The sequence below is a fragment of the Candidatus Pseudomonas auctus genome, from assembly GCF_048654275.1.
Taxonomy (GTDB): domain Bacteria; phylum Pseudomonadota; class Gammaproteobacteria; order Pseudomonadales; family Pseudomonadaceae; genus Aquipseudomonas; species Aquipseudomonas pharyngis.
Genome location: NZ_JBJYZK010000014.1, coordinates 142,450 through 165,428, shown reverse-complemented (window position 1 = coordinate 165,428; position 22,979 = coordinate 142,450). Strand labels below are relative to the sequence as shown.

Here is a 22,979-nt window from a genome sequence, read left to right as displayed (position 1 = left end):
GAAACGCTGCGTCATTGCACCGTTAATGTCTGCAGCCCCAGGGCCATGATCCGTGAATCGTCGTTGATACCCAGCTGCCGAGAGCTGACGGCATCCGGCAGCTGCAATTCGATGTCGAGCCGGTCATCCCTCCCGAGGCGCTGGTTGAGCGCGGCACTGATCGGAATCTCCAGGCGGTTGCCTTGAAACTGCGTCAAACGGGTCTCCAGTACCCGTTGGCCATTCAGGCTGACGATCACCCGCTGGCCGGGGTGCGTGGGCTGAATGAATGCCAATGCGTCGATCACGATCGAGCGTGCCGGTGGCAAAACTCTCAATTGGATTTTCGCCTGTTGTCCTTCCGTCCACGTCCCCCAGCTTTCCGGTTTCGACCAGCCGCCGGTCAGTTGTCGGTTGCGATAGTTGAAGGTGAGCGTCTGTCCTGGACGAGTGAGGGGCGTGAGCAATATCTGCTGCCCTTCATCAGGCACCTGCAGGCATTCTCTGCAGCGCTTCCAGCCAGGCGCCAGAACCGCTACCCCGTCCACGCGCGTCAACAGATCGGTTTCACTGTTGATGTTTTTTGCAGCTTCGACCAGCGCATCGTCGTCCAGCAGGTACAACGAGTCTGGGTCGTACTGCCCGGATTCGAGCATCGCCTGTGCTTTCTGCTGTGCCAACAGCAGCGCCGAAGTGCTCATACGCCCCAGATACACCGCATCGGTTTTCAGCCCGTGGGTCGCTGCGAAACCGGCGATCAGCTGCCAGCGTTCGCCCTGGTTCTGCGGCATCAGACTGCGCACATTGCTATAACGCGCAGCAGCACTGGCCCAGAAGGGATCAACCATCGGGCTGCTCCACACCGATGATGGCGCCAACATTTTTCCCTGGCTGATAGCCATCCATCCGCCGCGGGTGTCGGCAACCTGGATTAACAACACGACGGCAAGCAGAGCGATGGCGATGCGTGGCCGGTAACCGCGTATCACCAGAAAAATCATGGTCAGGACGCAGGCATACAACACCGGCCAGAACATCCGCCCCGAGGCCCGAAAAATACTGGCCAGGGCAATGACGCCATCCGGCAGCGGGTACTCGAACGTCAACGCGCCAATGCCTATTCGGTTCGACAGCGCGAACAGCCATAAACCGAGCATGGCCAGCAACAGCCATGGACGAGCACGTACTTCATCCTTCAAGGAATGCCGGTTACGCAGCCAGGCCAAAAAAGCCGGCGGCACCAGCAACAGAACGCCCAGGCCGAAGTAGTTGAAACCTTCGTAATCTCCTTCTCCTTTTGGCAGACCAGACAGAATCAGGGACCAGCCGGCCGGATCGACAGGCGACAGCAGATTCATCCGGTACAAACCGAACCCACCGGAGGCCGCGCCATCGGCAATGCTGAAGTACCCGGCCTGCCAGCAACACACGCTCACCAGGGCGAAAAGCATGCCGCCCTCGATCAAACCCTGACGCCGGGCCAGTGACTGATTGAATGTCTTGCCCAGCAAATCCGCCACCCAGATCAGCGCAACCATGGCCAGCAGATAGGCGTGCACCCATGCCGTCACCGCCAGCAAGGTGCCCCAGGCCAAGCGCCGTCGGCGCAGGTTCGGCAGCAGCGCGAGGTATAACGCAGCCAGGATCAGGAAATGGCCGGCCAGTGAAAGATGCCCGCCCATGCGCAAGAACATCGCTGGCGAGAACACCAGCAGCCCGGCACCCAGCAGTCGAATCAAGGGATTGGCCGTCATCAGCCCCATCAGTTTCCAGCCGAACCAGGCTTGCAGGACACAACAGGTCAGCAGCCACAATCCGAAATACTGAAAGGTGTCCGGCAACCAGGCATTGAATGGTTTGAACAGCAGCGCCAGTAGTGGATTGGAGTCGGAAAAAATGATCGCGCTACCCAGTTCCAATCCGTATGACGGATTGAGCCCGAGCGGGAAAGTCCACGGCGAATGTCGGAAAAACGCCCAGCCCAGATAATGCGTGGCCGGATCGCCCTGCTCCAGCCAGGCAATGTTCTGCGGGTTCAGCGCTTGCGGTCCGACCACCAGAAAAAACACCAGAGCACCCAAAAACAATGGCAACAGGGAAAGTGCCGGGTGCTCCTGTGAGTCCTTCATCGATACGTCCAGAAGTTATGCAGTACGAAGGTGAATGCCGGAATCGTCAGCGCCACGGCACCGATTCCGGCGAGATAGTGCAGCCCTGCCATCTGTGCCGCCCAGGCCACGAACATCGCCAACAGGAAACCGCCCGCCGAAACCAGCATGAAACGCAGCAGGGTTTTACCGTGCAGGCGGGCCGAAAAACTCCAGGTGGTGTTGATCACGTAGGACACCAACGTCGCCACAATAAAAGCCACACCGTTGGCCAACGGAGGCAGGGGGCTGACGAAGTTGATGAACAGCACCGCCACCAGCGCGTGCAGCGCCGTGACAAACAGACCGGTCACGGCGAAGCGCAAGCCGCGCTGGATCAAGGCGGATCTTTCGGTGGGTGTCACGGCTTGCGCGCCAGCACGAACACACTCAGACCGCCCGCACGGTTGATACCCATCAACGGCAGCTCAAGACTGCACAGGGTTTTCAGCAGCATATTGACCAACGGATAGTGTTTTTTCAGCTGCGAGCGCGGGGCCGAACCCCGAATGCCACCGGGTATCAGGCGCGACGCCAGCGCAAGCGGGAAGACCGCGCCGAAGTAATAGGCGCCCCGCTCCACCGTCAATCCGGCATCCGCGGTCAGGGCTTCGAATTGTCCCAGGGTGTAGCGACGCTTGTGTTCGAGGAAATCATCGTGCCCGCTCCACATGAACTGGAACGCCGGCACGGTCATCAGAAAGCGACTGCCGGACGGCACTTTGTCGACGTAGGATTTGAGCAGGCCGAGGTCGTCATCAACGTGCTCCAACACATCCATCAGCAGCACCAGATCAGCGTCGACTTTGTCGATCGAGCGACGGTAATGCACCGGTTTGCCGGCGGTGGTGGCGCTCGAATCGGCCGGGTAGCTGATGTCCACGCACCACGCTTCGCGCGCCGCCGTGTGGGTCAACAAATGATGGGAGAAGAATCCTGAACCGGCGCCGACGTCGAGAATTCGTTTGATCGGCGCTTCACCCAGCAAGCGGCGGGTGGCGGCCGCTTTGGAGCAGTAATACCAATGCTCGCCGATGCTGTCGCCGAGGATGTCGGTTTCCTTGAGATCCATGCTTCAGTCCTTGGATTCGTAAATGCGGCGCACCAGGAAAACCGGCCGGCGCTTCGCTTCGATATAAGTGCGGCCCAGGTACTCGCCAAGCACGCCGATGCCGATCAACTGCAAACCGCCGAGAAACGTCACGGCCACCATCAGCGAGGCGTAACCGGGCAAGTCAACGCCATGAATGAGCGTGCGCAGCACAATGAACATCGCAAAGGCGAACGACACCAGAGAGACCAGCGCCCCCAGATACGTCCAGATCCGCAACGGTTCGGTGCTGAAACTGGTGATGCCTTCGAGCGCGAAATTCCACAGTCGCCAGCCATTGAACTTGCTCTGCCCCGCCGCCCGCTCCGGGCGTTCGTACTCGACCTGGGTGGTGCGGAATCCGACCCAGGCGAACAGGCCTTTCATGAAGCGCCGGGACTCGGGCAAGGTCAGCAGCGCATCGACCACACAGCGATCCATCAGCCGGAAATCACCGACGTTTTCCGGCAATGACTGCTCCGCAATCCTGTTATGCAGACGATAAAACCAACTGGCGGAAGTTTGCTTGGCCCAAGTGTCGTTGCGCCGGCTAAGGCGATGGCCGAGCACAACCTCGAATCCTTCACGCCAACGCTCGATCATTTGCAAAATGACCTCGGGCGGATCCTGCAAATCTACATCGATCGGCACCACGATCTGCCCAGTGCAGATCTGCAGACCGGCGGAAAGCGCCGCCTCCTTGCCGAAGTTACGGCTCAGATCGACGATACGGATGCGCGAGTCGCTCTGCTGGCAGTGCAGCAAACGCTCCAGCGTCGCGTCGGTACTGCCGTCGTTGACGAACACCAGCTCCAGTTCGACCAACGCCTCTCGCTCGAATACTTGCCGAATGCGCAGGAGAAAACCGTCGAGGCTGTCCTCTTCGTTGAATACGGGGATCGCCAGCGACAACTTCACGGGGCCCACGTGTTGTGTTCCGTGCGGATGGGTCAATGGAGTGCTCTTTTCTTATAGTGTTGGTGGGTCGCCGAAACGGATTCGACGCCATGAGCCTCGCCGTATTAAGCAGCACCCAACCAGGTCATGCAAGGGCGCCGCGAGGACGTACCTGCCAATCCAAAGGTCGATCCCGACGCTCTGCCCCGCACATGACGGAAACATTCTCCAACGATTGGAAACAAATCCTCGATAGCCAAAAAACCGCGCTCCGCTAGGCTTGCGTCGAAGCGACAGGTTGTCGCACAAACGCATCGCATGGAGCGAATTGAATGTATTTCGAGATTTACAGGCAATCCAAAGGCACCCCGAGCACCGGTAAAGGCCAATGGCGCTGGAGATTAAGGGCGGGGAATCACGAGACGGTCGCCAGTGGCGAATCGTACGTGAACAAGGCGGATTGTCTGCATGTGATCGAGTTGATCAAAGGTGTGAAGGGTGAGACACCGGTCAAGGAGATCTGAGGAAAACCCAAGACGCCGGGCTGCCTGTATTGGCAGCTCCGGCGACTGAACGAATGCGGTTTCAGAACCTCTCGGGAATGTGCCTGAACGGATAATCCGACTCTTTATAACCGCCCGGTTTCTGCCGTTTGGGCAAGGTCACCTTCTCTCGCGGCACCTCTTTATAGGGGATGCGACTGAGCAGGTCAGAGATGATATTGAGCCGCGCCCGACGTTTGTCGTTCGAGTTGGCCACCAGCCATGGAGCGTAATCGGTGTCGGTCGCTTCGATCATGTCGTCCCGCGCCCGGGAGTAGTCATACCAGCGGCTGTAGGACTTGAGGTCCATCGGCGACAGCTTCCAGATCTTGCGACCGTCGACAATGCGCGCCTCCAGGCGCCGGGTCTGTTCTTCCTGACTGACATTCAGCCAGTACTTGAGCAGGATCACCCCCGAACCGACAACTGCGCGCTCCACCAGCGGCACGGTCTTGAGAAACTTGTCGACCTGTTTGTCCGTGCAAAAGCCCATCACCCGCTCGACGCCGGCGCGGTTGTACCAACTGCGATCGAAGATCACCACTTCGCCGGCCGCCGGTAAATGCGGCAGATAGCGCTGCAGGTACATCTGACTCTTCTCGCGATCGGTCGGGGCCGGCAACGCGATGACGCGAAAGACTCGCGGGCTGACCCGCTCGGTCAGCGCCTTGATGGTGCCGCCCTTGCCTGCACCGTCGCGGCCTTCGAAGATGATGCAGATCTTGATGCCTTCGGCCTTCACCCACTCCTGCATTTTCACCAGTTCGACATGCAGGCGGCGCAACTCGGCAAGGTAGTCCTTGTTCGACAGTTTTATATGTTCGTCAGGTTTTTCTCGGGGCGAGTCTTTCTTCTTTCCCTTTGCCATGACCAGACCTCTCGGGTTGGAACGACAGCCAGGCTCGTCGGCAATGCATGACCTGGAACCGGAAAGTTTAGTCATTTATCGCAAAACGCAAGCAAACGGGCGGTAACGCTCAGGCAACGTGCTTATTGCGAAAAAGCCTGTGCAGTTTTTGACGGAACGCCAATCGCCAACCATTCTCCATCACGGCGCAGCTTCCGATGTCGGCCGTTGATGCCTCGCGTGTTGCAAACCTGCCATCTGGATGTGGGGAAGAGGTCATGCACAGTTCGCTCTTGCGTGCCGCGTCGCTCATGCTCGCCTTGAGCGCTGCACCGGTCCTGGTGCAGGCCGCGGATGCGCCTGCGGCCCAAGCGGCGGCTACCGTTCCGGCCAAAGATGCCGTGTTTACCACGGAGCAGCTCGACCAGATGCTCGCGTCGATTGCGCTGTATCCCGATCCACTGCTCGCTCAAGTGCTGATGGCCGCCACCTATCCGGGAGAAGTCGCCGAAGCCGTGACCTGGTCCAAGGCCCATCCGGATGCCAAGGGCGATGACGCGGTCAAGCAAGTGGCCAGTCAGACGTGGGACCCGAGCGTGCAGGCCTTGGTGGCGTTTCCGCAGGTCCTGGCGACACTGGGGCAGGATCCGGTCTGGGTGCAGCGTCTGGGGGATGCCTTCCTGGCCCAGCCTGACGAACTCATGGCCGGCGTTCAGCGCTTGCGGCGTCAGGCCCAGACGGCGGGCAATCTACATAGCAATCAATATCAGAATGTGACGGTGCAGAACATAACGCCGCCCATCTCTTCCGGGTCAACCAAGCCGGCCGACAACACGACCATCATCATTCAGCCCGCCGATCCGCAGGTGGTCTACGTCCCGACCTATAACCCGACCACCACTTACGGCACCTGGCCTTATCCGGCCTCGCCGCCGGTGTATTACCCGCCGCCGCCCGCGTACTACCCGGGTCAGGCACTGGTGGCCGGGCTGGCCTTCGGCACGGGCGTGGCGGTCGTCGCGTCGTTGTGGGGTGACTGCGACTGGGGCAATAACGACATCGACATCGATGTGAACCGTTACAACAATATCAACGGCAATAACCGCATCACCAACAACCAGAACAAGTGGCAGCACAACAACGTGCATCGCGATGGCGTGCCTTATCGTGACAACCGCAGCCGCGCGCAGTATGGCCGGCAGCTGGACGGTGCGGCTCAGCGTGATGCCTATCGCGGGGACAACGCGCAGCGGGCGCAGGCTCGGGAACGGGCGCGCAGTTCGATGGACAGGGCCGGTATCGAGCGCCCTGCCACCAGCAATCGCGAAGCCCGCAATCAAGTCCGCGAAGCGCAATCCGCCAATGTCGGCAATCGCATGCAAGGCGGCGCGGACAGACCCAGAGCCGCCGACCGCGCTCAAGCCAACACGCGGGAGGCGCGCCAGCCGGGCGCCAATCAACGTGACAACCGTGCGTCGCAGGCCCGACCCGCCGCGGGCAGTGCGCGAAACAACGCCTTTGCCGGCGCGCGCTCTCCGTCACAGACCCGAGTCCAGGCCGATCGCGGCCGGGCCAGCCAGATTTCTGCGCAACGTCCCAATACCTCCCGCGCCGCCGGACATCAGATCAGCCGGCCATCCGGCGGGGGCATGCGTCAGAGAGGAGGTGGCCGTCGATGAACATCCATTCTCTGGTCAAAAACTGCCTGACCCTCGCGGCCGGCCTCGCTTTGTCGAGCTTCGCCTCGGCCCAGCAGGTATTTCCAACCCCGGAAAAAGCCGCGGACGCCTTCGTCGAAGCCCTCGGCACGCAACACGCCGACCAAAAACGCCTGACCGAACTGCTGGGCGAGGAATGGCACAGTTTCATCCCCCGTGAAGGCGTGCAGCGCAGTGATGTCGATGCCTTTTTGCAGCAATACCGCGAGCAGCACACCCTGGAAAAGACCGGCGACAACAAGGCCGTACTCTCCGTCGGGCCCGATCACTGGACGCTGCCCATCCCGCTCATCAAAGACAAAACCGGCTGGCGCTTCGACACGAAAGCCGCCCAGGTCGAAATCCGCGCCCGCCGCATCGGCCGTAACGAACTGGCGGCGGTGCAATCGGCGCTGGCCTATCACGACGCGCAAATGGACTACGCCTCGGAAGACCGCGACGGCGACGGCGCCCTCGAATACGCACAGAAAATCTTCAGTTCCCCCGGCAAACACGACGGCCTCTATTGGCCAGAAGACGACAGCGGCCAGATCAGCCCCCTCGGCCCCGCCTTCGGCCAGGCCATCAACGACGAAGACTGGCACGGCTACCACTTCCGCATCCTCGACGCCCAAGGCCCGTCAGCCCCGGGCGGCGCTTACAGCTATCTGATTGGAGACAAGATGAGCCGCGGGTTCGCCTTGATCGCCTGGCCAGCGAAGTATGCCGACACCGGGGTGATGAGCTTCATGATCAGCCATGAAGGACAGGTGTTTCAGAAGGACCTCGGGCCGGATGGGGAGAAGGTGGCGAAGGCGATGAAGCGGTTTGATCCGGATGATAGTTGGGAGGTGGTGGATTTGGGGCAGAAGTAGTTGGGTGTCGAATTGCGCCGGATCAGAAACGAAAAAACCCCGCAGCTTCTCAGCTACGGGGTTTTTCTATGTATGGCGGAGAGATAGGGATTCGAACCCTAGGTACCGGTGAAGGTACAACGGATTTCGAATCCGTCCCATTCGGCCACTCTGGCATCTCTCCAACGGCGCGCATCATAACAACACTTTCGCTGAATGGGAAACCCCCAGACGAAATTTTTTCCGTGCTATCAGATGCTTGCGTCGATTAAAGCGGTACGCCCAGACGGTTGGCGACTTCTTCGTAGGCTTCGATGACGTCACCGAGGCCCTGACGGAAGCGGTCCTTGTCCATCTTCTTCTTGGTGTCCTTGTCCCACAGACGGCAGCCGTCCGGGCTGAACTCGTCGCCCAGGACGATGGAGCCGTCGCTGAACACGCCGAATTCAAGCTTGAAGTCCACCAGCAGCAGGCCTGCGTCGTCGAACAGTTTGCTCAGGACTTCGTTGACCTTGAGCGACAGTTCTTTCATGCGCGCCAGTTGCTCGGCGGTGCCCCATCCGAAGGCCACGACGTGGGATTCGTTGATGAACGGGTCGCCCTTGGCGTCGTCCTTCAGGAACAGTTCGAAGGTGTACGGGTTGAGCTTCATGCCCTCCTCGACGCCCAAACGCTTGACCAGGCTGCCGGCGGCGTAGTTACGCACGACGCACTCGACCGGGATCATGTCGAGTTTTTTCACCAGCACTTCGTTGTCGGCCAGAAGCTTGTCGAACTGGGTCGGAATGCCGGCCGCTTCGAGTTTCTGCATGATGAAGGCGTTGAACTTGTTGTTCACCATGCCTTTGCGGTCGAGCTGCTCGATGCGCTTGCCGTCGAACGCCGAAGTGTCGTTGCGAAACAGCAGGATCAAGCGGTCAGCGTCGTCGGTCTTGTAAACCGATTTGGCTTTGCCGCGGTAGAGTTCTTCACGTTTTTCCATGATGGGCTCCGCTTGCTAAGTAGATGGGCTAGGCGATGTGGCGCCAGTCGAGCCCTGAATCTTGATCGGCCAGTTGCAGCCAGTCCGGGTCGCACCCGAGGGTGTCGACAAAACATTGCCGGGCCAGCTGCGGCAGGTTGTTCTTGCTGCTCAGATGGGCCAGGACCAGGTGTTGCAGGCCTTGCCAGCCCAACTCGGCCACCAGGAATGCCGCCTGATGGTTGTTCAAATGTCCCAGCTCGCCACCCACCCGCTGCTTGAGAAAGTACGGGTAATGACCACGGGCCAGCATGTCGCGACAATGGTTGGACTCGATCATCAACGCATCGAGATCCCGATAACCGTCCAACACCCGCTCGCAGTATGAACCCAGGTCGGTCAGCAGGCCGAAGCGCCGCTGCTCTTGATCGCTGAATACGTACTGGGTCGGTTCCTGTGCATCATGAGCCACGGCAATGACCCCGATGTTCAGAGCACCGATCTGCAACTGCTCGCCACCGGTCACGAAACCGGCAGGTTCAATCGGTTTGCGCATCCCGCGCAGTGTGCCGCGACTGAGGTACACAGGCAGATTGTAGCGCCGAGACAGCAAACCCACGCCATGCACGTGGTCGGCATGTTCGTGGGTTACGAGTATCGCGCTCAGTTGCGCCGGGTTCACACCCAGGCGCAACAGGCGTTTTTCGGTTTCCCGCAGGGAAAAACCACAATCCACCAGCACATACGTATCAGCACTGGCGATCAGCGTGCCGTTCCCTTGGCTACCGCTGCCGAGAACGGCAAAACGCATTGGATCAGCCCAGGTTGTCCTGAATCACGCTCAACACTTTACGGGCCACATCGGCCGGCGCAACGGTGTTGATGTTTTTCTCGACGGTCACCTGAACGTTCTCGCCGACCTTGCTCAGGCGAACCTGATAACGCTCGGCGCGGGCTTCAACTTCTTCCTTGGTCGGCGCGCTGCCGAACAGGCTGCTGAAGAAACCAGGCTTCTCGTCTTTCTTCTCGGCCTTCTCGGACAAGTTGATGTAGTAGAGACCCAGGCTGCGGTTGATGTCTTCAACGCGCCACTCACCCTGCTCCAGCGCACGACCGACGCTCGACCAGGCACGATCCAGGTCGGTACCGACGTTGAGCACCGGGTTGCCGCTGCCGTCTTCGCTCAGGCTGACACGGCTCGGGGTATCGAAATCACGCGAAGCCAGCATCGACACCGAACCACCCTTCTCGGAGGTACGGCTCATGCTCGCGAGCATGTCGTCGACCAGCGCAGCGTCGAGACCGGTGTTGACCGAACGGTTGGTGAAATCGACATTGGCGGTGCTGCCGGCAGGACGCTCGGCGCTGACCACATAGACTTCACTGGTGTTGCGCTGCACGCCCGGTTCGATGCGCACCCGCACGCGGGTTTCGCTGTCGGTGCTGACGCCGGCGGCGCTCAGGCGCTTGGCCATGGCGGCGGACAGTTCGTCGGAATGCTGCCAGGTGGTGGTGAATTCGCCGGTTTGCGGGCGCTGTTCATCCAGACGGAAACCGTTGTCCTGGAAGTACTGCACCGCCACTGGCCAGACTTCGGCCGGTGGGTGCTGGGCCATGACCCAACGCGAATCACCGCTCTTCTGCAGCGAGTAGTCGCTGGCGTCGGCCACGGTCGACAGTGGTTGAGGGCGCGGAACGATGTACTCACCCTTGGCGGTGTCGTCGGCCACGTTGCGCGGGATCGGCAGCAGCGGATCCAGGCGCTTGGAGGTGCTGACGTCCGGTGGCAGTTGCATCGGTGCAGTCTGTTGCGCTTCCAGGTAATCGCTACCACGGTCACGGAAATAACCTTCCGGGCCCCAGATCCATCCGCAGCCACTGGTGCTGGAGATAATCAAGGCAAGTGCGGAAAGTCCGGCCATTCGCTTCATGCGTTGTACTTCCTCAATTAAACCAGGACGTTGCACTGGCGCAGGGCCGAGCGCAGCGTTTCATGACAAGGAGCGCTCAGCCAGGTCAGCGGCAGGCGGATGCCTTGGTGCATCAGGCCCATTTCGACCAAAGCCCATTTCACCGGAATCGGGTTGGCTTCGATGAACAGGTCCTTGTGCAGCGGCATCAGTTTTTCGTTGATGGCCCGTGCGGTCTCGGCGTCGCCCTTGAGCGCGGCCTCGCACAGGTCGGCCATTTCGCGCGGAGCGACGTTGGCGGTAACAGAGATGTTGCCCTTGCCGCCCAGCAGGATCAGCTCAACGGCGGTCGGATCATCGCCGGACAGCACGATGAAGTCCTTGCTCACGCCGTCGATGATCGCCTTGGCGCGTTTCAGGTCGCCGGTCGCTTCCTTGATGCCGATGATGTTCGGCACGGTGGACAGGCGGATCACGGTCTCGGCCTGCATGTCGCAGGAGGTGCGGCCGGGAACGTTGTAGAGGATCTGTGGAATGTCGACCGCTTCGGCGATGTGCTTGAAGTGCTGGTACAGGCCTTCCTGGGTCGGCTTGTTGTAGTACGGAACGACCAGCAGGCAGGCATCGGCACCGGCTTCTTTGGCATTGCGGGTCAGCTCGACCGCTTCTCGGGTCGAGTTGGCGCCGGTACCGGCGATCACCGGAATGCGACCGGCAACCTGTTTGACCACGGCTTTGATGACGGCGATGTGTTCTTCTACATCAAGGGTTGCCGACTCGCCGGTGGTGCCGACCGCGACAATGGCATGGGTGCCGTTCTTGAGATGGAAGTCCACGAGTTTGCTGAGGCTGTCCCAGTCAAGACGCCCTTGTGCATCCATGGGTGTGACCAGTGCCACCATACTGCCCGCAATCATGAAACCGCTCCTGCCGGAAAAAGAGAGCGGTAATGGTACTGGCGCCAAGATGCTTGCACAAGCGAAGTACTGTGCCGCCATTCCCCTTGGCGCCGCTTTTCGCTACCCTTCAGACTTTGATCGGTACTGATCAGCTTGTACGCCGGGTTCCAGTCTCCCGTTTCGGCCTCCCGGGCCCCGTTCCAGTGTCGTTGCCGTACGCTTGCTTGTTCATGGAGCCGTAGCGCCACACGAATCGGGTCTTCCGGACAGGCATTGCCCCGGCAATCAACGCCTTCTCCCTACCGACCGCTCATCGCTTTAGGAATGCTGCATGTCCACCCCCACAGTTCGCGAACAATTCCTTGTCATCAGTGCCCTCGGCGCCAATCCCATGGAGCTGACCAACGTCCTGTGCCGCGCCAGCCATGAAAACCGCTGTGCGGTCGTCACCTCGCGCCTGACCCGTCACGGCGAGTGCAGCGCGCTGGTGCTCGAAGTCTCCGGCAGCTGGGACGCCCTGGCTCGACTTGAAGGCAGCCTGCCGGTGCTGGCCAAGCGTCATGCGTTCACCGTCAACGTAGTGCGCAGCGCCGCTCTGGAAAACCGTCCGCAAGCCCTGCCGTACGTGGCTTACGTGTCTTCGGCTTACCGTCCGGACATCATCAACGAGCTGTGCCAGTTCTTCATGGATCACAACGTCGAGCTGGAAAACCTGACCTGCGATACCTATCAGGCACCGCAGACCGGCGGCACCATGCTCAACGCCACGTTCACCGTGACCCTGCCCGCCGGCACCCAGATCAGCTGGCTGCGCGACCAGTTCCTGGATTTCGCCGACGCCATGAACCTGGATGCACTGATCGAACCGTGGCGCCCACAGAACCCAATGTAAGGAAGCTTTCATGGCCGTTGTCATCGACCAACCGGTTCCGGATTTCGAAGCACCTGCCACCAGCGGGCAGACCGTCAGCCTGTCGGCCCTCAAGGGCAAGCAAGTGGTGATCTACTTCTATCCGAAGGACAGCACCCCGGGCTGCACCACCGAAGGCCAGGGCTTTCGTGATCAATACGCAGCATTCAAGGCTGCCAACACGGAAATCTTCGGCATTTCCCGCGACAGCCTGAAATCCCACGAGAACTTCAAGTGCAAGCAGGAGTTTCCGTTCGAGCTGATCAGCGACAAGGACGAGGCCGTCTGCCAGTTGTTCGACGTGATCAAGCTGAAAAAGCTCTACGGCAAGGAATACCTGGGCGTTGATCGCAGCACCTTCCTGATCGACAAGAACGGCGTACTGCGTCAGGAATGGCGCGGTGTGAAAGTGCCAGGACATGTGGATGCAGTGCTGGCTGCTGCTCAGGCGCTGAACAAGGCCTGATGCTGTCGGCGCCCTTGCGGGCGCCGATTCATTCTCAAAGCAGCGGCGCCACCACCGGCTCCTTGCGCGGCCAGGCATCAAGCACAGCCTTGAACAACGTCGCCAGCGGAATCGCGAAGAACACGCCCCAGAATCCCCACAACCCGCCGAACAACAGCACCGCGCAGATGATTGCCACCGGGTGCAGGTTGACCGCCTCGGAAAACAGCAACGGCACCAGCACGTTGCCGTCCAGGGTCTGGATGATCCCGTAGACCGCCATCAAATAGATGAACTGATCGCTCCAGCCCCACTGGAACAGCGCAATCAGCAGCACCGGCACGGTCACCACCACGGCGCCGACGTACGGCACCACCACCGACACGCCCACCAGTAACGCCAACAGTGCTGCGTAGTTCAATCCGAGGGCGACGAAGGCGATGTAGGTCACGCCGCCACAAATCACGATCTCGATGACCTTGCCGCGAATGTAGTTGGCGATCTGCCGGTTCATTTCCTCGGCGACTCGAGTGATCAGCGCCCGCTCTCGTGGCAAATAGCCGCGCACCCACTCGCCGATCATCGCCCGGTCCTTGAGGAAGAAGAACACCAGGATCGGCACCAGCACCAAATAGATCATGATGTTCACCAGCAGCGGCAGGCTCGACAACGAGAACGTCAACGCCCACTGGCCGAACTTGCCGATCTCGCCTCGCGCCGCTTCGATCGCTTGCAGCACCTGCTCATCGGAGACCAGATGCGGATAGCGCTCGGGCAGCAACAACAGCAGCGATTGCCACTTGGCGAGCATCCCCGGCAATTCATTGAACAGCGTGATCAACTGATGCCAGAGCAGCGGCAGCACCACGACGATGAACACCATCAGCACGCCCATGAACAGTGCAAACACCAGACCGACCGCCGCCCCACCGGGCACGCGCAGACGTTCAAGCGTGAGCACCAGCCCCTGCATCAGATACGCCAGCACCATCCCGGCCAGCACCGGCGCGAGCATTCCGCCAAGCGTCAGTACCGCGGTGAAGGCGAGAAACAGCAGCACCGCCAGCACCACGGCTTCTTCATCGGAGAAGTAGCGCTGAATCCAGTCGCGCAACACTTTGAACATCAATTTTCCTTAGGTCATTTACGCGGTCGGTTTCAGGCTTTTTTCAGCCAGTAACGGTAGACACCCGCCTCGTCCTCTTCACGCAGCAGCGTATGACCGGCCAATTTGGCAAAGGTGCGAAAGTCGCGTTGCGAGCCAGCATCCGTGGCAATCACCTTGAGTACTGCGCCACTGGGCAGCTTGTTCAGCTCCATTTTGGCCTTGAGCAACGGCAACGGACAATTCAGGCCACTGGCGTCCAGTTCACAGTCATGGGCTACAGCGTCGGTCATGCGTCACTCCGGATCAGGTGGTCAGGCTGCCTAGAATATCTGGTCGCAGGCCCGGTGTCCGGCTACAGTAAGGTCTTTGTCGATTAAGGCTTTGTGCATGACATTTCTGCGCCCTACCCTGCTGACGCTCGCTTGCCTGCTCGCCTCACCGGGCTTCGCCGACGACCTGCCGTCACTCGGTGACGCCAGCTCTGCCATCGTCTCGCCACAACAGGAATATCAACTGGGTCGCGCCTGGCTGGCATTGCTGCGCAGCCAGGTTTCGCAGCTCAACGATCCACAACTCAAGGACTACGTCGAGTCCAGTGTCTATAAGCTGGTGGAAACCAGCCAGGTCAATGACCGACGCCTGGAATTCATCCTGATCAACAGCCCGCAGCTGAACGCCTTCGCGGCACCGGGCGGGATTGTCGGGGTCAATGGCGGCTTGTTCCTCAATGCCCAGACCGAGGGCGAATATGCCTCGGTACTGGCTCACGAACTGGCTCACTTGTCCCAACGCCACTTCGCTCGTGGCGTCGAGGCCTCGCAGCGGATGCAGGTGCCGATGATGGCAGCGCTGCTGGCCGGTATCGTGATCGCCGCTGCCGGCGCCGGTGACGCCGGCATTGCAGCGATTGCCGGCACCCAGGCGGCGGCGATCCAGGAACAGCGGCGTTTCTCGCGCCAAAACGAACAGGAAGCCGACCGCATCGGCATCCTCAACCTGGAAAAGGCAGGCTACGATCCGCGCTCGATGCCGACCATGTTCGAGCGTTTGATGCGCCAGTATCGCTTTGATGCCAAACCGCCGGAATTCCTGCTGACTCACCCGGTCACCGAATCGCGGATCGCCGACACCCGCAACCGCGCCGAGCAGGCAAAACCCGGCGGCATCGAAGACAGCAAGCGCTATCAACTGATCCGCGCGCGGGTGCAGTTGACCTACGAAGAAACGCCGGGGCTCGGCGCCAAGCGCTTTCGCGCGCAACTGGACGATAATCCGAACAACGATGTGGCCCGTTACGGATTGGCGATCGCCCAGATCAAGGGCGGTCAGTTGAATGAAGCCCGAGAGAATCTCAAGCAACTGCTGGCCAAATCACCGAACGAGATCATCTACAACCTGGCGCAGGTCGATCTGGACATCACCAACAACAAGCTGGCCGATGCCCAGTCCCGGGTTGACCGGATGCTCGGTCAGTACCCCGGCAATTACCCGCTGAATCAGGTGCGCGTCGATCTGCTGCTGAAACAGAACCGTACCGCCGATGCAGAGAAAGCGCTGGAGGGCTTGTTGAAATCGCGTCCGGACGATCCGGACGTCTGGTATCAGGTCGCAGAAACTCGCGGGCTGTCCGGCAACATCATTGGCCTGCATCAGGCCCGTGCCGAGTATTTCGCGCTGGTCGGCGATTACCGCCAGGCGATCCAGCAATTGGACTTCGCCAAGCGCAAGGCCGGCAGCAACTTCCCGCTGTCCTCACGCATCGATGCCCGCCAGCGCGAACTGATGGAGCAGGAGCGCATGGTGAAGGACATGATGGGTTAAGTTCGCGCCGAGACAAATTCCGGACACAAAAAAACCGCCTCTTTCAAGGCGGTTTTTTTTTACTTCAACAATCGGATCATTCAGCCAGTTTGAAGGTAATGAAGCTGGCACGACCCTGACGCAGAACGCGCATCGACACCGAACGGTTCTTCGGCAGCGCCTTGGCAATCTCGGCAAACTCCTTGGAAGAACCAATGGCCTGATTGTTCAGGTGCGTGATGATGTCGCCCGGTTGCAGACCGATCAGAGCCGCAGGGCCGTCCTGCACCTCCTTGATTACCACACCACCTTTCAGGTCGTAGGTTTTCTTCTGCTCGGCGGTCAGTTCGGCGACCGATACACCCAGGCGATTGCTGTTGGTCTCGGCAGCGGATTTGGGCAGCGCATCCAGCTCCTTGTCTTCGTCCGGGATGGCGCCGACAGTCAGCTCGACATTCTTGCGTTTGCCGTCACGAATCACTTCGAGATTGGCTTTGGCGCCGGCCTTCAACGCACCCACCAGATGTGGTAGGTCAGCGGACATGACGATCGGTTGACCGTTCATGCTCAGGATTACGTCACCCACTTGCAGGCCGCCCTTGGCAGCCGGGCCGTCATCCTGAATCTGTGCAACCAGCGCACCGGCCGGTTTGTCCAGACCGAACGACTCGGCCAGATCCTTGTTCACTTCCTGGATGACAACGCCCAACCAGCCACGGCTGACTTTGCCGCCGCTTTTCAGCTGGTTGGAAACGTCCATGGCCACGTCGATCGGAATGGCGAACGACACGCCCATGAAGCCACCGGAACGGGTGTAGATCTGCGAGTTGATCCCGACCACTTCACCGTTCAGGTTGAACAGCGGGCCACCGGAGTTGCCCGGGTTGATCGGCACGTCGGTCTGGATGAATGGCACATAGTTTTCGTTCGGCAGGCTGCGGCCGACGGCGCTGACAATGCCTTGGGTCACGGTGTGGTCAAAGCCGAATGGCGAACCGATTGCCACGACCCACTGGCCGGCTTTCAGATCCTGAGATTTGCCAAGCTTCAGCACTGGCAGATCCTTGCCTTCGATTTTCAGCAGCGCGACGTCGGAACGTGGGTCGGTGCCGATCAGTTTGGCCTTCATTTCACTGCGATCTGCCAGACGCACTAGGATTTCGTCGGCATCGGCGATCACGTGGTTGTTGGTCAGAATGTAGCCATCCGGCGAAATGATGAAGCCCGAACCCAACGATTGCGCTTCACGCTGGCGATCACCACGCGGAGAACGCTGTTGCGGCGGCATGCCGCGCTCGAAGAACTCGCGCAGCATCGGTGGCAAGCCTTCAAGGTCAGGCATCTGCTGGTTCACTTTGCGATCCGGCAGCTTTTGCGTGGTACTGATATTCACCACCGCAGGCGAGGCCTGTTCGACCAGTTGGGTGAAATCAGGCAGGCTGGCCGGGCTGACCGCTTCAGCCGCCATGGCTGCAGGAACAGCCTGACCGAGCACCAGCACCGTGGCGAAAATGGAGAGATAAGACTTCAAGCTTGGTATCGACATACAGCTCCCGTTACGACGAGCAGGGTTAAGCGATATGGAGCAAGGAACACCGGAAACCACAGGCCGGCATTTTTGTTCCGGGAACAACAAACAAGGCCAGAGCCGAGAGGCTCTGACCTATAAAAAATTTTCGGTTGTTTTGCAAATGAAAATGCTCAGCAAACATTTCACGTCTCGAAGACGAAGGGGAGATAGCTGGAATCAGCTCACTGCTTGCTGGTTGCAGCGCCATCATTGCGCATCGACAGGGCAATCCGTTCGGCGGTCCCGATTGGAATCTCGCCAACTACCGTCACCATCATTTCGCCTTGAGGCGTAGTCAAACGGCGGGATACGGCAACGGTCGGGCCCAACTGAGTCCGGGTATCGGTGACGGTTGCGCCGTTCAGCGGCTCGAGAAACACGGAGAAGCGGGCAAGACCATCGTCATACATCAGGCTGTTGACCTGGGTCTTGGTTTCCGGATCTTTGTGCGAGGAGCTGCTGGTAAGTTCGAAGCCAGGAGGCAACCAGTCGGAACGCCATACCTGAGCGGTCTTGATTGCAGAAGCCTTGTCGCTGTCGAGGGTGACTGTCTTGCAATCGGAATTGGCTTGCAGATCTTTGTCGGATGGAATTTCAGAGGTATCCAGTCGCGTAAACTGGAATCTCTCGAGTAACTGCCCCTTGTCGTTCAACAACAGCGACTTGAGCGGCAGACCCGTTTCCTTGTCCAGATGCAGTTCGAAACCGTAGCGGTGCTGATCACGCGGCGTCAGCGATACGATCACTGCTTCACGCCCGGCCACACGCGACTTGCCAATGACGGCAAGCTCATACCAGTTCTTCAGCTTTTGAGGATCGAGAGGCCGAGCGGCGGAATTGGGAGAATCTCCCAGACCCGCAATCAGGGTGCCGCTGACGCATTGAGTATGTCCATCAATGCGCACGACTTCCTGAGCCGAACCATCGAGCTGAAGCAAACGCTCGCGGACCTGGCCATTCTGGACGCGATGCCAGATGTTGTGGGTAGAAAAACTACCGTTACGCTCGTAAACGAATGTGCCGTGAAAGCTTTGCTGCTGCTCGGCCTGGCCCAGGCGGGTCAACCAGTCCTGAGCCTCGTCGGCGTGGGCTGGAACAATGAACCAGCCGCTGAGCAGAAGCGAAAGTAGAGGTATGGCGCGCATGATCCCCCTTAACGGTTTTCCAGGCTTGCTGCACGTGCATAAGGCAGCGCGCTCTCGGTGCCTTTCAAGGCAGCCTGTTGAGCGTGTTGACGCAGGTAACCTGGCAGACGCTGATCGTGCCAGCCTGGCTGACCTTGCAATACACCATTGGCCATTGGGCCAGTAGCTTCCGAACTCTCACTATAGCCTGCCAATACCGCCGGGCCTTTGACCTGAGGTGTGGCCAACACTGGCTGATTGGATTGCTGAGCGAGTTCGACGCCGGCGATTTCGTCCTGGTTGTACAGGCGAACACCCGCCAGAACGGCAACAGTCACCGAAGCGGCTACGGCCAGACGACCGAGGCTGCGCCATGGGCCACGAGACACTTTGGCCGGGGTGGCTTCATCTTCCAGTGCAGCAGAAACCGCCGCAGCGAGATCCAGACGTGGAAGCAACAGATCCTTGTGCATGGCTGCCCGAGCGATCTGGTAACGAGCCCAGGTTTCACGGGTTTCAACATCGTCCAGTGCATTGAGCACTCGACGCAGTTCCAGTTCGTCCGCTTCGTTATCCATCACTGCGGACAGCGATTCCTGCAGGGCTTCACGACTCATGGCGTTCCTCTCTTGGCTGTCGCCGCTGTCTTTAGTTTTCCTGCAACAACGGCTGCAGGGCTTTATCGATGGCCTCCCGGGCGCGGAAAATCCGGGAGCGCACGGTACCAACCGGACATTGCATGACGCTCGCGATGTCCTCGTAACTCAGACCATCGAATTCGCGCAAAGTTAACGCCGTGCGCAAATCCTCCGGCAGTTGCTGAATGGTTCGATGGACGGTGCCTTCGATCTCATCCCGCAGTAATGCCCGTTCAGGAGACTCGAGATCTTTCAGGCCGTGATCGCCGTCATAGAACTCTGCATCTTCGGAACTTACATCACTATCCGGCGGCCGGCGGCCGCGTGAAACCAGATAGTTCTTCGCCGTGTTAATGGCGATGCGGTACAGCCACGTATAAAACGCACTGTCGCCGCGGAAATTTCCAAGCGCTCGATACGCCTTGATAAAGGCTTCTTGTGCGACGTCCTGGGCTTCATGGGTGTCGTGCACAAAACGCACGATCAACCCGAGAATTTTGTGCTGATACTTCAGCACCAGCAGATCGAAAGCTCGCTTGTCGCCACGCTGAACGCGTTCGACCAGCTGCTGATCCTCTTCCTGGGTTAGCATGAACACTCCTCGATAAACTCGAAGGAGGCTTGCATGACCAAACGACCGGACTTGCAAACATAGACTCGGGCTTTTCGCAAAAGTTCTCCCCCTCCAAGCAAGTTTCCTGCGGGCTCTGATTTGGCACGCACGAAAAACGCAGCGCGGGATGAACCGGCTGCGCGAATAATCTTGTCATCGGCTCGCCGGCAAGAACCCAATCGCAGGTTCCGCATTGAAGCCGACACTGTCCCTTGTTTCGGGCAACTGTCTATTGATCTTGAGCCTCTGGCAAAAGTTCCAAATATTTATAGACGTGCCGCGCCGACATTGTGCAACCGTGAGCGGAAAAAGCGTGTTTCATCTGCGATACAGTCGCTTTTCCCCAAAACCGGTGAAGAAAACTTCCCGACAAAGCGTCCGTATATTTCCGTCACGGTAGTTTCACAATGCCATATCGGCCCGGCTATTGTGCCGCCCAACCCCTCTATATACTAGTGGGCTGTGTGGCTGTCTCGACTCGCCCATTCGCCTGTCCTGCGCCAACCCCGACCCGGGTCGCTTTGAGCGGAATCCTGAAATGAGCCAACAGTTTCAACACGATGTCCTGGTGATTGGCAGCGGCGCTGCCGGTTTGAGTCTCGCGCTGACCCTGCCCGGTCACTTGCGCATCGCCGTACTGAGCAAAGGCGACCTCGCCAACGGCTCGACCTATTGGGCCCAGGGTGGCGTCGCGGCCGTGCTGGACGACACCGACACCGTCGAATCCCATGTCGATGACACCTTGAATGCCGGCGGCGGCCTGTGCCACGAAGACGCGGTGCGTTTCACCGTCGAGCACAGCAAGGAAGCAATCCAGTGGTTGATCGATCAAGGCGTACCCTTCACTCGCGACGATCAGTCCGGCACTGAAGACGGCGGTTTCGAATTTCACCTGACCCGCGAAGGCGGCCACAGCCATCGCCGCATCATCCACGCCGCCGACGCCACCGGCGCCGCGATTTTCACGACCCTGCTGGCTCAGGCCAAAGAACGCCCGAACATCGAGTTGCTCGAACAGCGGGTAGCGGTCGATCTGATTACCGAGCGCCGGCTGGGGCTGGAGGGCGAACGTTGCCTGGGCGCCTACGTGCTCAACCGCAAAACCGGCGAAGTCGATACCTTCGGCGCACGCTTCGTGATCCTGGCGTCCGGCGGCGCCGCCAAAGTCTATCTATATACAAGCAACCCCGACGGAGCCTGCGGTGATGGCATCGCCATGGCCTGGCGTTCGGGTTGCCGGGTGGCGAACCTGGAGTTCAATCAGTTCCACCCCACCTGCCTCTATCATCCGCAAGCCAAGAGTTTCCTGATAACCGAGGCCCTGCGCGGCGAAGGGGCTCATTTGAAGTTGCCGAACGGCGAACGCTTCATGCAGCGCTTCGACTCACGTGCAGAACTGGCGCCACGGGACATCGTCGCCCGCGCCATTGACCATGAGATGAAGCGTCTGGGTGTCGATTGCGTCTACCTCGACATCAGCCACAAACCCGAAGCCTTCATCAAATCGCACTTCCCGACCGTCTACGAGCGCTGCCTCGGATTCGGCATCGACATCACCAAACAACCGATCCCGGTCGTCCCGGCCGCGCATTACACCTGCGGCGGCGTGATGGTCGATCAACAGGGCCGCACCGATGTGCCCGGCCTGTACGCCATCGGCGAAACCAGCTTCACCGGTCTGCACGGTGCCAACCGCATGGCCAGCAACTCGCTGCTCGAATGCTTCGTCTACGCCCGCTCGGCAGCGGCGGACATTCTCGAGCAACTTCCCGATGTGGCGATTCCACACGCCCTGCCGGCCTGGGACGCCAGCCAGGTGACCGACTCCGACGAAGACGTGATCATCGCCCACAACTGGGACGAATTGCGGCGTTTCATGTGGGACTACGTGGGCATCGTGCGCACCAACAAGCGCCTGCAACGGGCACAGCATCGGGTGCGTCTGCTGCTGGACGAAATCGACGAGTTCTACAGCAACTATAAAGTCAGTCGCGATCTGATCGAGCTGCGCAACCTGGCGCAAGTGGCGGAACTGATGATCCGTTCGGCCATGGAACGCAAGGAAAGCCGAGGCCTGCATTACACCCTCGACTACCCGAACCTGCTGCCCGAAGCGCTCGACACTATTCTGGTGCCGCCCACCTACGCCGGCTGAACTTCAGGCGAACCCGCAGGCGCCGGTGCAGATCCGCCGCCTGCGCATCCCGCGGCACGCAGATCGATCTGACTCGCCGCTCACCACGCAATCGAAAGCGCAGCACCACGATCAGCGGCAGCGCCAGGCTGTCCGGGCGCAATTGCACCGTCTGCCAGCCATCGGCCCGGTTCCACAATTGCCAGCCATCGGCGTCCCGGCGCAATCGGCAAAATGCCTTGGGATGACTCAGCAGGATTTGCCGTGGCAACACCCAGGCCGCATGGCCGAGACACGCGAACGCCCCGAGCAAAACGGTCCAGAACGGAATCGACAATAGAAACAGAGAACCCAGCGCGAATGCCTGGGCCAACAGATACGCCGCCAGCAACTGCCGTGAGGCATGCCAGCGGCATTCGAACGTGTTACTTGGGCTGGACACGGTCCAGAATCATGCGAACCATGCGTTGCAGCTCCGGATCTTCCGATTCGCTGCGCTCCATGAACCAGCCGAACATGTCCTGATCCTCGCACTCGAGCAGGCGGACATACAGCGCGCGATCCACCTCGTTCAGATTGGCGTAGACCTCTTTCACGAACGGCACCAGCAACACGTCGAGTTCCAGCATGCCGCGACGGCTGTGCCAAAAGAGGCGATTCAGTTCAACTTGTTCGACCATGGAGCCCTCCTCAAATAGGCCGCAAGTATACAGGCCCGAAGCGGCCCGAACAGTCGGCTTTGGTCGGGCACCATAGATCCTTTATGAACTACCCATTTCAACACCACCCCCTTATGATGTGCCCCAGTCTATTT

The 22,979-nt window shown here is 59.7% G+C and carries 24 protein-coding genes and 1 tRNA gene; 7 read left to right on the top strand and 18 right to left on the bottom strand.

Annotated elements, in window-relative coordinates; translation table 11 throughout:
- Positions 1-11: 11 nt before the first annotated feature.
- From ACKUG4_RS23080 to ACKUG4_RS23065, 4 genes are read right to left on the bottom strand one after another with little or no spacing between them, the layout of a single operon-like run.
- Positions 12-2,108, bottom strand: a complete 2,097-nt coding sequence (locus ACKUG4_RS23080; RefSeq protein WP_445434905.1) for a DUF6311 domain-containing protein — start codon at positions 2,106-2,108, stop codon at positions 12-14.
- Positions 2,105-2,491, bottom strand: coding sequence for a GtrA family protein (locus ACKUG4_RS23075; RefSeq protein ID WP_064594141.1), 387 nt, complete (start codon positions 2,489-2,491; stop codon positions 2,105-2,107). Before ACKUG4_RS23075 ends, ACKUG4_RS23080 begins: the two co-directional genes overlap by 4 nt.
- Positions 2,488-3,198 carry a class I SAM-dependent methyltransferase gene (locus tag ACKUG4_RS23070; protein WP_445434904.1) on the bottom strand — a complete coding sequence of 237 codons (711 nt, stop codon included), beginning with the start codon at positions 3,196-3,198 and terminating at the stop codon, positions 2,488-2,490. Before ACKUG4_RS23070 ends, ACKUG4_RS23075 begins: the two co-directional genes overlap by 4 nt.
- 3 nt (positions 3,199-3,201) lie before the next feature.
- A complete protein-coding gene (locus ACKUG4_RS23065) occupies positions 3,202-4,170 on the bottom strand; it encodes a glycosyltransferase family 2 protein (protein WP_445434903.1) in 969 nt (322 codons plus the stop codon).
- Positions 4,171-4,445: 275 nt separating this feature from the next.
- Between ACKUG4_RS23065 and ACKUG4_RS23060 the strand changes: the two genes are divergently transcribed.
- Positions 4,446-4,637, top strand: a complete 192-nt coding sequence (locus ACKUG4_RS23060) for a YegP family protein (protein WP_039772660.1) — start codon at positions 4,446-4,448, stop codon at positions 4,635-4,637.
- Between the two features lie 61 nt (positions 4,638-4,698).
- On the opposite strand, the gene ppk2 is transcribed toward ACKUG4_RS23060, so the two are convergent.
- On the bottom strand, positions 4,699-5,523 hold the full coding sequence (ppk2, locus tag ACKUG4_RS23055; protein ID WP_445434902.1) for a polyphosphate kinase 2: 825 nt from the start codon (positions 5,521-5,523) through the stop codon (positions 4,699-4,701).
- A 257-nt stretch (positions 5,524-5,780) separates the two neighbouring features.
- Here ppk2 and ACKUG4_RS23050 point away from each other — a divergent pair, with 257 nt between their 5' ends.
- Together ACKUG4_RS23050 and ACKUG4_RS23045 are read left to right on the top strand one after the other, a co-directional pair.
- Positions 5,781-7,181, top strand: a complete 1,401-nt coding sequence (locus tag ACKUG4_RS23050) for a DUF3300 domain-containing protein (protein ID WP_445434901.1) — start codon at positions 5,781-5,783, stop codon at positions 7,179-7,181.
- Positions 7,178-8,074: a DUF2950 domain-containing protein gene (locus tag ACKUG4_RS23045; RefSeq protein ID WP_445434900.1), complete on the top strand. Its 897-nt coding sequence runs from the start codon at positions 7,178-7,180 to the stop codon at positions 8,072-8,074. Before ACKUG4_RS23050 ends, ACKUG4_RS23045 begins: the two co-directional genes overlap by 4 nt.
- Before the next feature lie 73 nt (positions 8,075-8,147).
- Here the strand turns inward: ACKUG4_RS23045 and ACKUG4_RS23040 are convergent.
- From ACKUG4_RS23040 to dapA, 5 genes are all read right to left on the bottom strand, one after another.
- Positions 8,148-8,237: transfer RNA gene (locus ACKUG4_RS23040), tRNA-Ser, on the bottom strand.
- A gap of 84 nt (positions 8,238-8,321) precedes the next feature.
- Positions 8,322-9,035 (bottom strand): phosphoribosylaminoimidazolesuccinocarboxamide synthase, encoded by a 714-nt coding sequence (purC, locus tag ACKUG4_RS23035; protein ID WP_007958019.1) that lies wholly within the window; start codon positions 9,033-9,035, stop codon positions 8,322-8,324.
- Between the two features lie 28 nt (positions 9,036-9,063).
- Positions 9,064-9,825 carry an MBL fold metallo-hydrolase gene (locus ACKUG4_RS23030; protein ID WP_011332911.1) on the bottom strand — a complete coding sequence of 254 codons (762 nt, stop codon included), beginning with the start codon at positions 9,823-9,825 and terminating at the stop codon, positions 9,064-9,066.
- Between the two features lie 4 nt (positions 9,826-9,829).
- Complete coding sequence (bamC, locus tag ACKUG4_RS23025; protein ID WP_011332910.1) at positions 9,830-10,945, bottom strand: NlpB/DapX family lipoprotein; 1,116 nt, start codon at positions 10,943-10,945, stop codon at positions 9,830-9,832.
- 17 nt (positions 10,946-10,962) lie between these two features.
- Positions 10,963-11,841: a 4-hydroxy-tetrahydrodipicolinate synthase gene (dapA, locus tag ACKUG4_RS23020; RefSeq protein ID WP_007958015.1), complete on the bottom strand. Its 879-nt coding sequence runs from the start codon at positions 11,839-11,841 to the stop codon at positions 10,963-10,965.
- A 313-nt stretch (positions 11,842-12,154) separates the two neighbouring features.
- On the opposite strand from dapA, the gene ACKUG4_RS23015 reads away from it, so the two are divergent.
- Both ACKUG4_RS23015 and ACKUG4_RS23010 read left to right on the top strand, forming a co-directional pair.
- A complete protein-coding gene (locus ACKUG4_RS23015; RefSeq protein WP_007958014.1) occupies positions 12,155-12,715 on the top strand; it encodes a glycine cleavage system transcriptional repressor in 561 nt (186 codons plus the stop codon).
- Positions 12,716-12,725: 10 nt separating this feature from the next.
- Positions 12,726-13,199 carry a peroxiredoxin gene (locus ACKUG4_RS23010; protein ID WP_039772668.1) on the top strand — a complete coding sequence of 158 codons (474 nt, stop codon included), beginning with the start codon at positions 12,726-12,728 and terminating at the stop codon, positions 13,197-13,199.
- A 34-nt stretch (positions 13,200-13,233) separates the two neighbouring features.
- On the opposite strand, the gene ACKUG4_RS23005 is transcribed toward ACKUG4_RS23010, so the two are convergent.
- Both ACKUG4_RS23005 and ACKUG4_RS23000 read right to left on the bottom strand, forming a co-directional pair.
- On the bottom strand, positions 13,234-14,304 hold the full coding sequence (locus tag ACKUG4_RS23005; protein ID WP_039772670.1) for an AI-2E family transporter: 1,071 nt from the start codon (positions 14,302-14,304) through the stop codon (positions 13,234-13,236).
- Between the two features lie 32 nt (positions 14,305-14,336).
- Positions 14,337-14,576, bottom strand: a complete 240-nt coding sequence (locus ACKUG4_RS23000; protein ID WP_007958011.1) for a sulfurtransferase TusA family protein — start codon at positions 14,574-14,576, stop codon at positions 14,337-14,339.
- Positions 14,577-14,673: 97 nt separating this feature from the next.
- Between ACKUG4_RS23000 and ACKUG4_RS22995 the strand changes: the two genes are divergently transcribed.
- Entirely contained in the window at positions 14,674-16,107 is a 1,434-nt protein-coding gene (locus ACKUG4_RS22995; protein ID WP_085611612.1) for a M48 family metalloprotease, read from the top strand.
- 76 nt (positions 16,108-16,183) lie between these two features.
- Here ACKUG4_RS22995 and ACKUG4_RS22990 read toward each other — a convergent pair whose 3' ends face one another.
- The 4 genes from ACKUG4_RS22990 to rpoE all read right to left on the bottom strand — a co-directional run bounded on the left by ACKUG4_RS22990 (position 16,184) and on the right by rpoE (position 20,010).
- The gene (locus ACKUG4_RS22990; RefSeq protein WP_445434911.1) at positions 16,184-17,554 is read right to left on the bottom strand and encodes a DegQ family serine endoprotease; all 1,371 of its coding nucleotides are present in this window, start codon (positions 17,552-17,554) and stop codon (positions 16,184-16,186) included.
- Positions 17,555-17,838: 284 nt separating this feature from the next.
- A complete protein-coding gene (locus tag ACKUG4_RS22985) occupies positions 17,839-18,801 on the bottom strand; it encodes a MucB/RseB family sigma factor regulatory protein (RefSeq protein WP_085648605.1) in 963 nt (320 codons plus the stop codon).
- A gap of 8 nt (positions 18,802-18,809) precedes the next feature.
- Positions 18,810-19,397: a sigma-E factor negative regulatory protein gene (locus tag ACKUG4_RS22980; RefSeq protein ID WP_039772679.1), complete on the bottom strand. Its 588-nt coding sequence runs from the start codon at positions 19,395-19,397 to the stop codon at positions 18,810-18,812.
- Positions 19,398-19,428: 31 nt separating this feature from the next.
- Positions 19,429-20,010 carry an RNA polymerase sigma factor RpoE/AlgU gene (gene rpoE, locus ACKUG4_RS22975; RefSeq protein WP_003172477.1) on the bottom strand — a complete coding sequence of 194 codons (582 nt, stop codon included), beginning with the start codon at positions 20,008-20,010 and terminating at the stop codon, positions 19,429-19,431.
- A 559-nt stretch (positions 20,011-20,569) separates the two neighbouring features.
- Between rpoE and nadB the strand changes: the two genes are divergently transcribed.
- Positions 20,570-22,186 carry an L-aspartate oxidase gene (gene nadB / locus ACKUG4_RS22970; RefSeq protein WP_085648606.1) on the top strand — a complete coding sequence of 539 codons (1,617 nt, stop codon included), beginning with the start codon at positions 20,570-20,572 and terminating at the stop codon, positions 22,184-22,186.
- Here nadB and ACKUG4_RS22965 read toward each other — a convergent pair.
- Positions 22,155-22,607 (bottom strand): protein YgfX, encoded by a 453-nt coding sequence (locus tag ACKUG4_RS22965; protein ID WP_445434899.1) that lies wholly within the window; start codon positions 22,605-22,607, stop codon positions 22,155-22,157. The two genes, nadB and ACKUG4_RS22965, sit on opposite strands and share 32 nt — an antisense overlap.
- Positions 22,591-22,845 carry an FAD assembly factor SdhE gene (locus ACKUG4_RS22960; protein ID WP_007957989.1) on the bottom strand — a complete coding sequence of 85 codons (255 nt, stop codon included), beginning with the start codon at positions 22,843-22,845 and terminating at the stop codon, positions 22,591-22,593. Before ACKUG4_RS22960 ends, ACKUG4_RS22965 begins: the two co-directional genes overlap by 17 nt.
- Positions 22,846-22,979: the final 134 nt, after the last annotated feature.

Bases quoted from the DNA above. Each gene is read 5' to 3' on its own strand.
- ACKUG4_RS23080 (WP_445434905.1), bottom strand. From the start codon at position 2,108: ATGAAGGACTCACAGGAGCACCCGGCACTTTCCCTGTTGCCATTGTTT.
- ACKUG4_RS23070 (WP_445434904.1), bottom strand. From the start codon at position 3,198: ATGGATCTCAAGGAAACCGACATCCTCGGCGACAGCATCGGCGAGCAT.
- ACKUG4_RS23060 (WP_039772660.1), top strand. From the start codon at position 4,446: ATGTATTTCGAGATTTACAGGCAATCCAAAGGCACCCCGAGCACCGGT.
- ppk2 (WP_445434902.1), bottom strand. From the start codon at position 5,523: ATGGCAAAGGGAAAGAAGAAAGACTCGCCCCGAGAAAAACCTGACGAA.
- ACKUG4_RS23050 (WP_445434901.1), top strand. From the start codon at position 5,781: ATGCACAGTTCGCTCTTGCGTGCCGCGTCGCTCATGCTCGCCTTGAGC.
- ACKUG4_RS23045 (WP_445434900.1), top strand. From the start codon at position 7,178: ATGAACATCCATTCTCTGGTCAAAAACTGCCTGACCCTCGCGGCCGGC.
- purC (WP_007958019.1), bottom strand. From the start codon at position 9,035: ATGGAAAAACGTGAAGAACTCTACCGCGGCAAAGCCAAATCGGTTTAC.
- ACKUG4_RS23030 (WP_011332911.1), bottom strand. From the start codon at position 9,825: ATGCGTTTTGCCGTTCTCGGCAGCGGTAGCCAAGGGAACGGCACGCTG.
- bamC (WP_011332910.1), bottom strand. From the start codon at position 10,945: ATGAAGCGAATGGCCGGACTTTCCGCACTTGCCTTGATTATCTCCAGC.
- dapA (WP_007958015.1), bottom strand. From the start codon at position 11,841: ATGATTGCGGGCAGTATGGTGGCACTGGTCACACCCATGGATGCACAA.
- ACKUG4_RS23015 (WP_007958014.1), top strand. From the start codon at position 12,155: ATGTCCACCCCCACAGTTCGCGAACAATTCCTTGTCATCAGTGCCCTC.
- ACKUG4_RS23010 (WP_039772668.1), top strand. From the start codon at position 12,726: ATGGCCGTTGTCATCGACCAACCGGTTCCGGATTTCGAAGCACCTGCC.
- ACKUG4_RS23005 (WP_039772670.1), bottom strand. From the start codon at position 14,304: ATGTTCAAAGTGTTGCGCGACTGGATTCAGCGCTACTTCTCCGATGAA.
- ACKUG4_RS23000 (WP_007958011.1), bottom strand. From the start codon at position 14,576: ATGACCGACGCTGTAGCCCATGACTGTGAACTGGACGCCAGTGGCCTG.
- ACKUG4_RS22995 (WP_085611612.1), top strand. From the start codon at position 14,674: ATGACATTTCTGCGCCCTACCCTGCTGACGCTCGCTTGCCTGCTCGCC.
- ACKUG4_RS22990 (WP_445434911.1), bottom strand. From the start codon at position 17,554: ATGGCGGCTGAAGCGGTCAGCCCGGCCAGCCTGCCTGATTTCACCCAA.
- ACKUG4_RS22985 (WP_085648605.1), bottom strand. From the start codon at position 18,801: ATGCGCGCCATACCTCTACTTTCGCTTCTGCTCAGCGGCTGGTTCATT.
- ACKUG4_RS22980 (WP_039772679.1), bottom strand. From the start codon at position 19,397: ATGAGTCGTGAAGCCCTGCAGGAATCGCTGTCCGCAGTGATGGATAAC.
- rpoE (WP_003172477.1), bottom strand. From the start codon at position 20,010: ATGCTAACCCAGGAAGAGGATCAGCAGCTGGTCGAACGCGTTCAGCGT.
- nadB (WP_085648606.1), top strand. From the start codon at position 20,570: ATGAGCCAACAGTTTCAACACGATGTCCTGGTGATTGGCAGCGGCGCT.
- ACKUG4_RS22960 (WP_007957989.1), bottom strand. From the start codon at position 22,845: ATGGTCGAACAAGTTGAACTGAATCGCCTCTTTTGGCACAGCCGTCGC.